The following is a 14,616-nucleotide window of genomic DNA, read 5'->3' on the forward strand; positions in this document are numbered from 1 at the left end:
GAGACAAATTGTCCCAGTTGAAAACCATACAAGACGAAGAGGCGCCAATCTGGCTGCCGCGATTGGCCTCCAATGGAGGTCCGCGTTTTCTGCAGATTGCGGATGCGTTGCAGGCGGCGGTGGCAGGCGGATCGCTGAAACCGGGTGACCGTCTACCTCCGCAGCGCCAGTTGGCCGCACAGCTGGACGTCGATCTGACGACGATCACCCGCGCATACGAGGAAGCCAGACGCCGCAACCTGTTGGAGGGCCGCGGCGCTCGAGGCACTTATGTCGCGGCGCCGAAAGTCGAACTGACCGCCATCCTCGACCTGAGCATGAATACCCCGCCACCGCCGGATGGCGTGGACTTCGACGACATGTTGAAGCAGGGTTTGGCTCAAGTACTGATGAGGGCCGATAATGAATTGCTGATGACTTACCACTTGGCCGGGGGAAGCGACTCCGACCGTAAGGCCGGAGCCAAATGGCTCGAACCGATGTTCGGACATCTGGATACTCGACAGCTTGTTGTCTGTCCTGGTGCGCAAGCGGCGATCGCCGCATTGATCCTTGCGCTGACGGAGCCTGGCGATGTCATCCTGGCGGAACCAGCGACTTATCCCGGCTTGCGTGCCGCGGCGACCCAATTCGGCCGGCACATCATTGCGGTGGAAGCGGACAAGCACGGGATGGTGCCTGAGATGCTTGAGGAAGCGTGCCGCCGGCACAAGCCCGGGCTGGTCTACCTCAATCCGACATTACAGAACCCGACCGCCATCACCATTCCGGAACGCCGGCGCAAGGAGCTCGCCAGCATCGCGAAGCACTGCAATGTACGCATCGTCGAGGACGATCCCTACTGGCTCCTTGCCGATGCACCACCACCACCTATTGCCACGTTTGCCCCGGAACAGGTGTGCTACGTCTCAACCCTGTCGAAATGCCTGACGCCCGGCTTGCGTGTCGCCTTCGTGCTGATACGCGACCCGCACGAACGAGAACGTTTCCTGGTCGCGCTAAGATCATTTGCGCTGATGGTCGCTCCCCTGACGGCCGCACTGGCCACTCAGTGGATCCTCGACGGCTCGGCTGGCGGATTGATGGAAGGCGTACGCAACGAGGCGCGTCTGCGCAACCGGATGGCTCGGGATATTCTGGCGGGGCGGTACAGCGGCTCCGGAGACGGCCTGCATGTATGGCTCGAGTTGCCGGGGCATTGGAACTCATCACAGCTTGCGCGTGCAGCCGGCAGCGAGGGCATCGCAGTCACGCCGGCGGAGGCATTCGCAACCGGCGGCGGATCCGTGAATGCAATTCGGATCTCTTTGGGTAGCATCAAGGACCGTGGACGTTTACAGGCGGCTCTTCAACGGCTGTCTCATCTGCTTGCCCGGCGGCCCGATTCGTTCAGCACCGCTGTGGTTTAACTCAGCTGAGGTAAAAAAACTCCGGCGCCAGGCCGGAGTTTTCTCACTTCCACTCAATCATTGCCGCAACGGTGCATCAGGGAATAACGCCATTCACCGTGAAGCTGCTGGAATTGTTTTTCAAATGCGCCTGCGGTACGCCGCTCACCGTGGTGGTGTTGAAGGTTGCCGCGCCCACTGCCGTGGCACGGATCTCCACGCCGTAGGTGCCGCTGGTGACGATCTGGGTACCGGTGTGTGTCACCGAAGCCCCGGTCGACGGTTCCTCGCTCAACACCGCCGCATACGTGCTGTCCTCGATGAGGTTGTTGCTCAACGTGATCGTCGGGTTGGCAATCTTGCCCGAGCTGGCAACCCAGTATTCCCAGATCGCGCCGATGTTGTAGAGATAGTCGTGGTGATACGAACCCGCACGCACCAGCTTGTTACCGGAAATGTCCAGCGTGCCGGTGAGCGAAGGCGGACTGAAGTTGGTGCCGAACTGGATGCCGCCGCCATTGTCGATGATGTCGACAATCAGGTTGGCCTTGACGACATTGTTCTCACCGCCGTAGATGCCTATGCCGTTGGCCAGGCCGGGCAGCTGGATCGTGTTGTTCTGGAACGTGTTGCCGGTATCCAGATGCGTATCCGACCACATGGCCAAGCCATCGTCGCCCGTGTTGCGCACGACATTGTTGGAGACCGTGCTGTTGCTTGTGCCATAGTGGAGATTCAAGCCGTCGGCCCAGGTGTCGCGGATGCGGCAGTTGGTGACGGTGGCATTGTTGACCAATCCGGCCTGGCTGTACGACTGAGTGGTCCACACACCGACCTTGGTGTGTTCGAACCACACGTTGTTGATGGTCGAATTGCTGAAGTTGCCTTCCGCACCCGACACGCCATCGTCGTCATCACGCAGCACGTCGTCGGCCGAGATTTTCAGGTCGGACAAATTGCTGTTGCCGCCCTTGGCATACACGCCGGCGAAGTCGCCTTGCAGCGTGCTGGTCCAGATCCCGGTGCCCCGCAGGGAAACCCCGGCGGGCAGGTAGATACGGGTGCCCGCGCCACTCCAGCCCGGGCCGGCGACGCCGTTGTTGAAGTCGAAGGTGCCCGCAGGAATCCAGACGCCGACCTTGGCGCCAGCCGAAGCGACGACCGCGGCAATCGCGTTGTTCATGGCCGTGGTGTCATCGATGCCGTCGTTGGCGACGGCGCCGTAGGCGGTGATGTTGACGAAATTCGACGGCATGGTCAGCGCGGCAGGGATGGGCTCCAGCTCCACGAAGTCCACCGTGACGCTGGCCGTGGTCGAGAAGTTCAGGTTCGACGTTTCCCGCATCAGTTTGATCGTCGTTCCGGGCGGGTAGGAGGCGTCAAGGATAACGGCGACTTCGTCAAAGAAGCGGTGCGGATTGGCCGGCGTGGCCGCTGGATTGTTCGACCAGTGCTTGTTGCCGCCTTCGGTGCCCCAGGTGCCGTAGATCCAGCTGTACTTGTTGGTCAATACCAGGTCGGTCTTCTTGACGCCGTTGACATACAAGCTGAGACCGGCGTTGTAGGCCGCGCCATTGGCGGTATCAGGGATGGAGTAGCGCAGCACCAGGCCTTGTCCGGCGGCGGTCGTGGTGATTTGCGCATATTGGCCGGCGGAGGTCAGTTTCACCGCGGCCCGGCCCGATGCCTCGGACGACAGTTGGCCCCACGCGCGGCTGCCCGAGACCAGGGCGCCGGTGTAGCTGCCCGCTTCGGCTTCGTACGTGGTGTACGGCATGGAGGCGCCGTAGGTCGCCGTGCTCAGGATGGTGCTGAACGCGTTGTTCGCCTCGTCCGACTCGGCGATCGCGTTGTTGCTGTCGACCACCGCGGTGATGGTTGGCGCCGATCCGGCCATCGCCCAGGTACCGGTGTCTTGCGCCAGGGTGATCGAGGCGCCGGCGGCCAGGGAACTGCTGTAGTTGCTGACCGAGGTGAACACGGTGCCGTTGACCGCGAACGTGATCTTGTTCGTCGTGCCGGCCGGGGTGGCGCCTGGTCCCTGGTTTTTGATGGTGGCGCTGAAGGTCACGGCCTGGCCTGCCGTCGGCAAGGTTGGACTCCAGGTGATGCTGGTGACAACCAGGTCGGGCTTGGCCGCTGGACGCGCGGGAACGGCGCCCTTCAGTTCAAAGGCCCATTGCGTGCTGCCCCAGGCATTGCTGATGGCGTAGCTCTGGGCAAATCCCTTCTGCCCTTCGATGGTCGTATACCACGAGTTCTGAGCCACGCTCTGGATGTTGTAGTAACCCGAGTTCGATGCCGCCGGCATGTCGAACAAGACGTTGTTCGGTGCCGGGTCCGCATAGATCGTCGTCATCGAATCGGCGGAGCTTGCCACACCGGTGATCGAGATATAGTTGCCGGTCGATGCGTTCCAAAGCGCCTTGTGTCCGCCCTGATCCACCAGTGCCCATTGCGACGTCAGGTCGCTGGCCGCCGGCGTTCCATACATGACCTTGCCGCCTGCCTCGAACAGATAGAGCGTCGGTTGCCAGAAATTCCGAATCCGGTACAGGCCGTTAGACAAGGCCGGCGCGGCGCCGACAGTCAGGGAGGCCGACAAGGTATTGTTGGTCTCGTTGGTCTCGGTGATCAGGTTCTGGTCGTCGACATAGGCTTGCACCGTGTGCGTTCCGCCTGTCGAGGCCCAGGATGCCGTGCCCGAGGGTCCGCTGTTGGCGGTCAGCGTGACGGAAGCGCCTGCTGCCAGGGATGCGGTATTCGTGTCGGACCAATTGACCTGGGTGCCGTCGACAGTGAAGCTGACGCCGATTTTGACGCCCGCAGGTTTCGCCGCCGTGCCCTGGTTCTTGACCACGGCCGTGAACGTCACTGCGCCAGGCGCTTGCGGGTTGGTCGGAGTCCAGGTCAGGCTCGTGACCACCAGGTCGACACCGCCAGAAGGCGCGGTGACGGTGAAAGGCGCCGACAGCGTATTGTTCGATTCATTGGCTTCGGCGATCAGGTTCTGGTCGTCGACATAGGCTTGAATCGTGTGGGACCCCACTGTTGCCGCCCACGTGGCGCCTGCGGGTCCGCCATTGGCGGTCAGGGTCACCGACGCACCCGCCGCCAGGGACGACGTATAGTTGTCGGACCAGGCAACCTGGACGCCATCCACGGTGAAGTTGACGCCATGCTTGATCGACGGGGTGGCAGTGCCTCCCTGGTTCTTGATGGTCGCGCTGAAGGCCATGGCGTTGCCGGTTTGCGGCGAGACCGGAGTCCAGGCCACGCTGGTAACCACCAGGTCAGCCGGGCCGGCTCCGGCTGAAGTCACCGTCAAGCTGTCGAGGTTGGCGTTGCCGCTGTCGGTCGTGTCGTATCTGTACGCGACGGTATTGTTTCCGGCATTCAGCGTCGCGGTTTCGTTTTGTGTCGCCCAGCTGTTCCAGTCAGCGGTCGCATTCAGCGTAGTCTGCTTGAGCTTGGTGCCATTGATGTACAGGCTCATGGTCCTGCTTGAACCTGTACCGTTCGCATAGCGCAGCCCCAAGGTGTACGACCCGGCCGCTGCGACATTCACCGTCATGGCAGTTTGCGCGTTGCCTTTGTTGGCATCGATGAAGCCTCCGACAAAGCCTGTGCCGGTGTAACCGGAATGGTCGGTTTGCACCACTGCTCCGCCTGTCAATGCACCGGATTCTGCCTCGTAAACAGCGGCGCTGGCCGTTGACGAGAAGCCTGTCAAGGCTGTGCCCAAGATCCCCAGCCAGAGCAGTGCCAAAAAAAGCCTCTGATAAAAAGACTCCTGATTTAATCTCATGAAATGTCTCCTTTTTTATGTTTTTTTCTAATCATGCGAAGTAGCTACCCCGCATGCCATTAATTGTGCAGCCAAATTTCAAACACTGTCTTCACGTCAGCTTCACGTTGACTTCAGGCGGTAGCGTCGATTAAGGCGCTACTCATAGTGACAATGCCCTTCGCAATAAAGTACTATTTATGAAATTGGCAAAAGATGGTCGATCACATGTCCTTTCAAAATTACTGGGTTTTTCTTCCGGCCTGCTTTGCGCTGAACATGGCGTTCGGACCGAACAACGTGTTGTCGCTGTCCAACGGTGCGCGTCACGGCGTGCGCTATGCCGTGCTGGCGGCGTTCGGGCGCCTGGTCGCGTTTGCGGCGATGATCGCGATTGCCGGTTTCGGACTGGGGGCGGTGCTGCTGGCGTCGGAGACGCTGTTCACGATGCTGAAATTTGGCGGCGCCGCTTATCTCGTATGGCTCGGCATCAAATTATTCCGCTCGCCCCCGGTTGAGGTATCGGATGCGATGGCGCGCAGCCAGGCCGAGGTTGAAATCCCGTCCGTCAAGCTGCGCCGACTGGCGAAGCAGGAGTTTTTTGTCGCGGCGGGAAACCCCAAGGCGATCCTGATCTTTACCGCATTTTTTCCGCAGTTTGTCGACCGCTCGGCCTACGCGGCGAGTTTCACCATGCTGGGCGTGATTTTCCTGTTGCTTGAGCTGGTCGCCATCAGCATCTACGGAGTTCTCGGATCTCGGCTCAAGAGCTTGGCCGGCGGCGCGAGCGGATTCCGCTGGTTCAATCGCGCCAGTGGTTCGTTGATGGTCGGTTTTGGCATATTGTTGGCATTCCTGCGGAGGCCGGCAATTCAATGACCTTATCTCTTCCCGACCAATTGTCGACCCCAAGACTGATGTTGCGTGAACCGCGCCAGTCCGATGCGGCGGCTTTCTTTGAGGCGTACACGCAGGACATCGAAGTGGCGCGCTACATGACATGGCGTCCGCACCGCGCTTTGGCCGAGACGGAGGCTTTTATCGCTTACTGCATGCGCGGGTGGGCCAGCGGCATTAGCCGCGCGTACATACTGGTCCGGCATGACGAGGATATTCCCATTGGCATGCTGGAGGCTCGATTGTTTCCGCATACGGTAGACATCGGATATGTATTGCAGCGCAGGCATTGGGGCCATGGCTTGATGCCTGAAGCGATCGGCGCCCTCTGTAACGCGGCACTGGCGCTGCCGGCCTGTTTTCGTATCCAGGCAACCTGCGACGCCGAAAACGGGGCATCCGCCCGCACGCTGGAGAAGTCCGGGTTCACCTGCGAAGGCAAGCTGGCGCGGCACACCGTCCTGCCGAATCTGGGCGACGAACCGCGTGCCTCCCTGATGTATGCGCGCTGCCGGTAGTTGAAAAGCGCTAGTTTTTGTCCTGCAGGAAGTGGTGGTGCATTTCCGCCGTCAGCTTCTCGATGCGCTCCGCCATGGTTTTGGTGATGGCAGTGAGTTCCGTGTTCTGCCGCAGCAGCTCCAGCATCTGTTCGGATTGCTTGGCCGACGCAACGGCGATCGCTTCGCGGTGCTCGGCGTCGGCGTCGGAATGTGCCTTGTCACGCGCCGCCTGGCGTGTCTGCGCGAGCAAGATCAGCGGCGCCGCGTAGGCCGCCTGCAGGCTGAATGCCAGATTGAGCAGGATGAAGGGATACACGTCGAAGCGCGTGTATCCCAGCACATTGGCCGCGATCCAGATGGCGACGATGACGGTCTGGACGCCGAGGAAAATTGGCGTGCCAAAGAAGCGAGCGAAGGCCTCCGCCTTCAGCCCGAACACGTCGCTGCCGAACGTCTTCGACAGGTGTTCGAGCGGGCGATGGAAGCGCAGGTGATCGACTGCGGGCGCGCCGGCCGACGGTGCTTGGTGGATGTGGGACGGGTCCATGGCTACTCTCGCGAGGAAAAGCGCCACTATAGCTCACCTTACGCCGCCGCCGGCATCGTCCGTAGATTCCGGCCGTCGATAAGCAGTTGCTCGAAGTCGTCGGCCGGCAGCGGCTGGCTGAAGTAGTAGCCCTGGATTTCATCGCAGCCGTTGCGGCGCAGGTAGTCCAGCTGCTCAGCGCTCTCGACGCCCTCGGCGATCACGCGCAGCTTCAGGTTGTGCGCCAGCGCGATGATCGACACCACGATGGCCGCCTCGCCGCCCTCGGCGATGTCGCTGACGAAGGAGCGGTCTATCTTCAGCACGTCGATGGGGAATTTGCGCAGGTAAGAGAAGCTCGAATAGCCGGTGCCGAAATCGTCGATCGACAGCGCCAGGCCCAGCGCCTTGAGCTTGTGCAGCAGCTCCACCGCCAGCGCCACGTCGTGCATGAACAAGCCCTCGGTCAGCTCGATGTCCAGGCAGGACGGCGGCAGGCCGGTCTGCTCCAGCACCTCGGCGATGGCGCCCAGCAGCTTGGGCTCGCCGAACTGGCGCGGCGACAGGTTGACGGCGATCCGCAGCGGCCCGTGCCCGGTGTCCTGCCAGGCCTTGGCCTGCGCGCAGGCGGTCTTCAGCACCCAGGCGCCGATCGGCACGATCAGCCCGGTCTCCTCGGCCAGGCCGATGAAGCGGTGGGGCGCCACCATGCCCAGCTCCGGATGCTGCCAGCGTATCAGCGCCTCCATGCCGACCACCAGGCCGCTGGCCAGGTCGACCTGCGGCTGGTAGTGCAGCACGAATTCGTCGCGCTCCAGCGCGCTGCGCAGCGCCGTCTCGATGCGCACCCGTTCCAGCGCCTCCTCGTTCATGGCCGGCTGGTAGAACTGGGTGTTGTTGCGGCCCAGCTTCTTGGCGCGGTACATGGCGATGTCGGCGTGCTCGATCAGCCGCTGCGCCGGCGTGCCGTCCGGATCGTAGACGGCCACGCCGATCGAGCAGGTGACGAAGAACTCCTTGCCCTCCAACAGCACCGGCTGCGCCACCGCGCGCATGATGCGCTGGGTCACGTCCAGCGACAGCGCCTCGTCCGGATATTCGGTCAGGATGGCGACGAATTCGTCGCCCGACAGCCGCGCCACGGTGTCGCTCTCGCGCACGCTGTCCTGCAGCCGCTGCGCCACGGTCTTGAGCAGCAGGTCGCCGGCCTTGTGGCCGAGGCTGTCGTTGACGAACTTGAAGCGGTCGAGGTCGATCAGCATCACCCACAGCGGGATGCCGCTGCGGTTGGCGAAGGCGGCCGCCTGCATCAGGCGGTCCTGCAGCAGCACGCGGTTGGGCAGGCCGGTCAGCACGTCGTGGTGGGCGATGTGGTGGATGCGCTGCTCCGACAGCTTGCGTTCGGTGATCTCGGTGCCGGTGCCCTGGTAGCCGCAGAACTTGCCGTCGCGGTCGAACACCGGCTCGCCGCTGGTGCTGAACCAGTGGGGCCGGCCGTCGGTGCCCGACAGCATGTATTCGAGGTTGTAGAAGGGCTGGTGCGCCTGCAACTGCGCGATATGATCCTGGCCCCAGCGCGATTCGCGCATTTCCTGGTGATGCTGCCAGCGCGTCTTGCCGAGAAAATCCGCCGGGTCCTGCATGCCCTTGTCGAAGAAGCCGCCGGAGATATTGGTGAAGCGGAAGTCGCGGTCCTGCTCCCAGTACCAGTCCGACGACAGCGCCAGCAGGCGGCGGAAGCGGTGCTCGCTTTCCTGCAGCGCTTCCTCGGTGCGCTTGCGGGCGGCGACGTCTTCGTTCAAGCGCTCGTTGCTCAGTTGTAGCGCGTGGGTGCGCTCGTCGACCAGCCGCTGCACGCGCAGCGAGCGGCGCGCCAGCGAGTTGACGAAGGCCGCCGTCAGCATCGAAAACAGCAGGCCGCCGATCAGGGTCGACAGCGAACCGAGGTGGCTGGACAGGAAGGGGCGCGGCAGCGGCGCCACCAGTACATGCCAGGACTTGCCGGCCGCGCTGAAGGTACTGGTGTAGATGTCGTGGTAGTCGAAGGCGAACCAGCGCTGCAGCGGCTTGGCGGCGGCCGTCTGTTCGGGCGCCTGGCCCTGGCTGAAAATCAGGTTGTCGGGGCGCACGTCGTCGCCGATGTAGACCCGCAGCACCAGTTCGTGGTCGTCCAGCAGCTCGGCGCCCTGCAGGATTTTGTGGATCAGGTCGGTGGAGCGTATCACCGCGCCGGTGTTGCCGATCCAGGCCGCGCGCCGCTGCTCGGCGGTGGCCGTTTGCGCGCCCGGGCGGTACACCGGCTTGAGCAGCACGAAGCCCTTCTGGTTGCCGCGCTCCTGCACCAGCCGCATCAGCGGCGTGGCCAGCGTGGTGCCGGCGGCCGCAGCCTGGCTGACGGTGGCGGCCATCGGCAGCGACATCACGTCCAGTCCGAACGCGGCCTCGTTGCCGTCCAGCGGTTCCAGGTAGTCGACGATCACGTGCTGGCGCCGCGGCGCCATCGGCCGGTTGCCGGCGTCGTGCATGCGGTAGCCGGGAAAGCCCTGGCGCACCATGGCTTCGTAGGCGCGCGCCTGCTCGTCGGTTAGCACGCGGTGGAAGTTGAAGGTCTGCACGAACGGGTAGCGCAGCAGCAGCGGCCGCGTGAAATCGGCGAACTGCTCGCGGCTGACGCTGCCAAACGATGTGTACAGGTCGTTGAGGATGGTGACCAGCTCCAGCGTGTCGTCCAGGCCGCGGCGGATGGCGGCGGCCCGCACCTGGGCGCGCTGCTGGAAACTCAATTCCATTTTGCCGTATTCGAGCGCGCTGACGGCCACGAACAGCAGGCCGGTCACCGCCATGCCGGTGCACAGCGTGAGAGCCGCCGCCAGCGAAATCGGCGAAGATTTGCGGAAGAGCGGCATGCTGCGCTTTCTGAAGATAGTTTCATGCAAGTGTGTCACAAGTCCTGCCTTTGCGACAGTGCTTGCCGGTGCCTGTCTTATGCCAGCCACGGTCCGGGGCGAGGGCAGGCGACGAACATGCTATATTGCTAATTCCTTGCCAGCAGGAGCCTCGACCATGCCCCATGACCGTGCCGTCTCGCGCCGCAGTTTCCTCCACCATGTCGCCCGCACCGGCGGCGCGGCGGCCGCGTTTGCCGCCCTCGACGCGCTGGGCTGCGCCAGCCTGGCCTGGGGCGAGGACCTGGCCTACAAGGGGCCGCCGCTGCTGCCCGGCGGGCTGGGCAAGGGCAAGCGCGTGACCATCCTCGGCGCCGGCGTGGCCGGCATGACGGCCGCCTACCAGCTGGCCAAGGCCGGCTTCTCCTGCACCGTGCTCGAGGCGCGCCACCGCCCGGGCGGCCGCAGCTGGACCATCCGCGGCGGCGACCGCATCGACCAGGCCGATGGCCCGCAGCAGGCGCGCTGGCCCAAGGCGCCGCACCTGTACATGAACCCGGGGCCGGCGCGGATCTCGCACCACCACCGCGCGGTGCTGGGCTATTGCCGCGAATTCGGCGTGCCGCTGGAAATCATGATGAACGATAACCGCGCCGCCTACCTGCAGGACGACCGCGCCTTCGGCGGCAAGCCGGTGCAGGCCAAGCAGGTGCTGGGGGACGGCCACGGCTATTTCGCCGAGATGCTGGGCAAGGCCGTGTCGACCGGGCAGCTGGAGCAGGAACTGGGCAAGGAAGACCGCGAGCGCCTGCTGGCCGCCATCGCCGGCTTCGGCGACCTGCAGCGCGACGGCCGTTTCCGCGGCACGGCGCGCAGCGGCTACGCCGTCACGCCGGCGCCCGGTACGCCGCACGGCACCATCCGCCAGCCGCTGCCGCTGGCCGAATTGCTGCGGGCGGACTTCTGGCAATTCAAGGCGGAGTTCGCCGAAGACTTCGACCAGGCCGGCACCATGCTGCAGCCGGTGGGCGGCATGGACCAGTTTCCGATGGCGTTCGCCAAGCGGGTCGGCCACCTGATCCGCTACGACACGGTGGTCGACGAGATCCGCAAGACCGCCGCCGGCGCGCGCGTGGTCTGCCACCATGGCGCCGGGGCAAAAACCACCATCGACAGCGATTTCGTCATCTGCACCTTGCCGCTGACTGTGCTGCGCGGCATACCCAACGATTTCGCGCCGGACTACCAGCAAGCCATCGCCGAGGTGGAATATGCGACCTCCTCCAAGACGGCGTTCTACGCGCCGCGCCGCTTCTGGGAGCAGGACGACGGCATCTACGGCGGCCTGTCGTGGACCACCCGCGACGTCACGCAGATCCTGTATCCGTCGCACGGCATCGGCAAGGCCGACGGCGTGCTGGTCGGCTCCTACTGCTTCGGCGTCGAGCCGGGCGACGACATGGGCCGCTACCCGGTGGCCGAGCGCATCGAGAAGGCGCTGGCGGTGGGCGAGCTGTTCCATCCCGGCTACCGCGCGATGGTGCGCGGCGGCATCAACATCGCCTGGCCCAAAGTGCCTTACAGCCTGGGCGCCTGGGCCGAATGGAAGCCGGAACAGCTCGACACCGTCTACAAGCTGCTGCAGCAGCCGGATGGCCCGATGGTGTTTGCCGGCGAGTACCTCGGCTACCTGAGTTCGTGGCAGGAGGGCGCCGTGCTGTCGGCCCACCGCGCCGTTGAAAACATCGCCGCGCGCGTGCGCGCCTGATTTCCCACCCTGAAAGGACCGCCATGAAATTGCCAGTCGCTTTGCTTGCTTCCGCCCTGTTCGCCCTGCCTGCCGCCGCGCAGACCAAGGTCACGCATATCCAGACCGCGCAAAGCGGCATCGCCAACGCCGTGTGGGCCGGCGACACGCTGTACCTGTCGGGCAAGCTGGCCAAGTCCTACGAGGGCGACACCAAGGCGCAGTCGATCGACATCTTCAAACAGTTCGAAGCCACGCTGAAAGAGCAGGGCCTGGGCATGGGCGACGTGGTGCAGATGCGCGTCTACCTGGTGGCCGACGCCGCCGGCAAGCTCGATTTCGCCGGCATGAACGACGCCTACAAGGATTTCTTCGGCACGGCGGCGCAGCCCAACAAGCCGGCCCGCGCCACGGTGCAGGTGGCTGCGCTGGTGGTGCCGAAGGCGCTGGTGGAGATCGAACTGGTGGCGGTGCGGAGCAAATAAGCCGGGACGGCGGGCTCAGTCCGGCCCCAGCCAGCGCAGCTTGAGCACGATCCAGTGCGCCAGCAGCTTGTTGAGCAGCGGTAGCGCCAGGCCGTGGCTGCGCGCCACCTTGCGCTGCATGGCCAGCGCCGGCGACGGCTGGCCGCCCTTGACCGCGAACAGGATGCGGTTGTTGCCGGCGATGCCGTGGAACCAGCAGATGCGGCCCTGGAACGCCTGGCGCAGCCGCCGCAGCATGGGGCCGTAGTTCGGGTCGTAACTGAAGATATTGGCCGCCATCACGCCGCCGGGCCGCAGCGCGCGGCGGCAGTCGGCGTAGAAGGCGGCGCTGCCCAGCGCGGGCGGCAGGCCCTGCTCGTCGAAGCCGTCGACCAGCAGCACGTCGGCCACGCCGGCCAGCCCGGCCATGTATTCGGTGGCGTCGGCCTCGATGATGCGGAAGCGGGCGTTGTCGCGCGGGATGGCGAACTGGTCGCGCAGCGCGATCACGTCGGCGCGCAGTTCCAGCACGGTGATGCGGCTGTGCGGCAGGTAGCGGTAGCAGAACTTGGCCAGCGAGCCGCCGCCCAGGCCGACCATGACGATATGCTCGGGCTTGGGATGAAACAGCACGAAGCACATCATCGCGCGCGCATAGCTGAGCACCAGGTCGTCCGGCCGCGACAGCCGCATTTCGCTCTGGATCATGCCCGGCTGGAACTCCAGCGAGCGCTTGTCGCCGCGCGTACGCACTTGCGGCCGGTTGGCAGATGAGGTCAAGTTGGTTCGTAATGTGGATTTACAGGGGCAATTTATAGTAGCATGCGCGCCGTAAGCCACATTGCATTTACAGACGGAAAATTTGTAGGTACATTGGCGATAGCACAGGCCTTGCCCCTCCGGCGGCCCTCTTGGAGACAGAAACGATGTTTTTAGACCACCCTACGCTTACCGCCACCAACAGCTTCACCGAACCGGACCGACTGGAGCGCCTGACCCGCGTCTACGGCTACGTGGTGGCGCTGGCCGACATGGCCGGCGAACAATCCTTCATCGAGAAGGTCAGCCAGCTGCATGACCACAAGGGCACGCTGATCGTGTTCTGGCACGACGCCCCGAGCGAGGCGGAAAAGGCCTTCTTCACCCGCGCCTGGGCCAGCAAGATGGGCGACGGCAGCACCAACGTCGAGCACGAGGTCTGACCGGCCCCGGGTCATGGATATAAAAACACTGGTACTGGCGCTGGCGCTGGGCAATCTGAGCCTGTGCGCGGCGCTGTTCTTTTTTGAGCAGGAGGGCCGCCGCGGCGCTCAGCCGGCGGCCGGCCAGTCCACCTGGGCGCTGGCCAAGCAGTTCCAGGCGCTGGCCTGGGGGCTGCTGTACCTGCGCGGCGCGCTGCCCGATTTCCTCACCATCCCGTTCGCCAACGCGCTGCTGCTGGCCGGCTTCGCGCTGGACGCCTCGGCGCTGTGGGAGCAGGCCGGGCGCCGCGTCTGGCGCCGCTACCTGCTGCCGGCGCTGGGCGTGGCCATCGGCCTGTTCACCGGCGCCTGGCTGATGGATGTGCCGGCCGCCGGGCGCATCGCCATCGCCTCGCTGGCGGTCGGCCTGTTCTTTATCGCCGGCGCGGCCGCGCTGGGCCGGGGCTGGAGCGCCGGCACCCTGTTGCGGCGCTACCTGGTGCTGGCGATGCTGGTGCTGGCGCTGGCCGTGATGGCGCGCGGCCTGCTGACGGCGCTGCTGCCGCAAGGCGCCGGCTGGGTCAGCCCGGCGCTGATCCAGGGCGTGGGCATCGTCGCGCTGTACCTGATGATGGTCAGCGGCGCCTTCGGCTACCTGCTGCTGGGCCGGGAAAAGCTGCAGGGCGAGCTGGCCCGGCTGGAAGTGGTCGATCCGCTGACGGACGTGCCGAACCGGCGCGGCTTCTACCAGACGCTGACGCCGTGGATCGCGCTGGCGCGCCGGCCCGGCATGCCCACCTCGCTGATCATCCTGAACCTGGACCATTTCAAGCGCGTCAACGACAACTACGGCCATCCGGTCGGCGACCTGGTGCTCAAGGCCATGGTCGACGTGTGCAAGAAGCAGCTGCGCGATTCCGACATGATGGGCCGCCTGGGCGGCGCCGAGTTCGCCATCCAGCTGCCGCGCACCTCGCTGGAGGACGCGCTGATGGTGGCCGAACGTATCCGCAACGCCGTCGCGGCGCTGCCGGTGAAGGCGGAAAAGGCGGTGATCAACATGACGGCCAGCCTGGGCGTGACCACGATACGCGCCGAAGACACCACCGTGAGCCTGTTCAAGCGCGCCGACGAGGCGCTGCAGGCGGCCAAGCGGGGTGGCCGCAACCGGGTGGCCGAAGCGCAGGCGGCCTCCGGCGCGATGGAGGCATCGTAAGGTGCGTCATCAAGGCGTAACAAAC

At 64.6% G+C, this 14,616-nt stretch carries 11 protein-coding genes; 7 read left to right on the forward strand and 4 right to left on the reverse strand.

The annotated features are described in order from the left end of the window. Positions 1 to 26 precede the first annotated feature (26 nt). The gene (locus ABWW33_RS13760; RefSeq protein ID WP_510182390.1) at positions 27 to 1,409 is read left to right on the forward strand and encodes an aminotransferase-like domain-containing protein; all 1,383 of its coding nucleotides are present in this window, start codon (positions 27 to 29) and stop codon (positions 1,407 to 1,409) included. A 76-nt stretch (positions 1,410 to 1,485) separates the two neighbouring features. On the opposite strand, the gene ABWW33_RS13765 is transcribed toward ABWW33_RS13760, so the two are convergent. After that, on the reverse strand, positions 1,486 to 5,046 hold the full coding sequence (locus ABWW33_RS13765; protein ID WP_353402204.1) for a CARDB domain-containing protein: 3,561 nt from the start codon (positions 5,044 to 5,046) through the stop codon (positions 1,486 to 1,488). Positions 5,047 to 5,403: 357 nt separating this feature from the next. On the opposite strand from ABWW33_RS13765, the gene ABWW33_RS13770 reads away from it, so the two are divergent. Next, a complete protein-coding gene (locus tag ABWW33_RS13770; RefSeq protein WP_353402635.1) occupies positions 5,404 to 6,054 on the forward strand; it encodes a LysE family translocator in 651 nt (216 codons plus the stop codon). Continuing rightward, positions 6,051 to 6,590, forward strand: coding sequence for a GNAT family N-acetyltransferase (locus tag ABWW33_RS13775; protein WP_353402206.1), 540 nt, complete (start codon positions 6,051 to 6,053; stop codon positions 6,588 to 6,590). The genes ABWW33_RS13770 and ABWW33_RS13775 overlap by 4 nt, the downstream gene beginning before the upstream one ends. Positions 6,591 to 6,600: 10 nt before the next feature. On the opposite strand, the gene ABWW33_RS13780 is transcribed toward ABWW33_RS13775, so the two are convergent. Both ABWW33_RS13780 and ABWW33_RS13785 read right to left on the reverse strand, forming a co-directional pair. Continuing rightward, entirely contained in the window at positions 6,601 to 7,119 is a 519-nt protein-coding gene (locus ABWW33_RS13780; protein ID WP_176653771.1) for a DUF1003 domain-containing protein, read from the reverse strand. Positions 7,120 to 7,157: 38 nt separating this feature from the next. After that, positions 7,158 to 10,004 carry a bifunctional diguanylate cyclase/phosphodiesterase gene (locus tag ABWW33_RS13785; protein WP_353402208.1) on the reverse strand — a complete coding sequence of 949 codons (2,847 nt, stop codon included), beginning with the start codon at positions 10,002 to 10,004 and terminating at the stop codon, positions 7,158 to 7,160. A gap of 157 nt (positions 10,005 to 10,161) precedes the next feature. Here ABWW33_RS13785 and ABWW33_RS13790 point away from each other — a divergent pair, with 157 nt between their 5' ends. Next, complete coding sequence (locus ABWW33_RS13790) at positions 10,162 to 11,751, forward strand: flavin monoamine oxidase family protein (RefSeq protein ID WP_353402210.1); 1,590 nt, start codon at positions 10,162 to 10,164, stop codon at positions 11,749 to 11,751. Between the two features lie 23 nt (positions 11,752 to 11,774). Then, on the forward strand, positions 11,775 to 12,215 hold the full coding sequence (locus ABWW33_RS13795; RefSeq protein WP_353402212.1) for a Rid family hydrolase: 441 nt from the start codon (positions 11,775 to 11,777) through the stop codon (positions 12,213 to 12,215). 15 nt (positions 12,216 to 12,230) lie between these two features. Here the strand turns inward: ABWW33_RS13795 and ABWW33_RS13800 are convergent, their stop codons facing one another. Next, positions 12,231 to 12,974 (reverse strand): spermine/spermidine synthase domain-containing protein, encoded by a 744-nt coding sequence (locus tag ABWW33_RS13800; protein ID WP_176653775.1) that lies wholly within the window; start codon positions 12,972 to 12,974, stop codon positions 12,231 to 12,233. A gap of 146 nt (positions 12,975 to 13,120) precedes the next feature. On the opposite strand from ABWW33_RS13800, the gene ABWW33_RS13805 reads away from it, so the two are divergent. Beyond that, the gene (locus tag ABWW33_RS13805) at positions 13,121 to 13,396 is read left to right on the forward strand and encodes a hypothetical protein (protein ID WP_176653776.1); all 276 of its coding nucleotides are present in this window, start codon (positions 13,121 to 13,123) and stop codon (positions 13,394 to 13,396) included. A 13-nt stretch (positions 13,397 to 13,409) separates the two neighbouring features. Next, entirely contained in the window at positions 13,410 to 14,591 is a 1,182-nt protein-coding gene (locus tag ABWW33_RS13810) for a GGDEF domain-containing protein (protein WP_353402214.1), read from the forward strand. Positions 14,592 to 14,616: the final 25 nt, after the last annotated feature.

The sequence above is a fragment of the Duganella hordei genome, assembly GCF_040369125.1.
Classification (GTDB): Bacteria; Pseudomonadota; Gammaproteobacteria; order Burkholderiales; family Burkholderiaceae_D; genus Rugamonas; species Rugamonas hordei.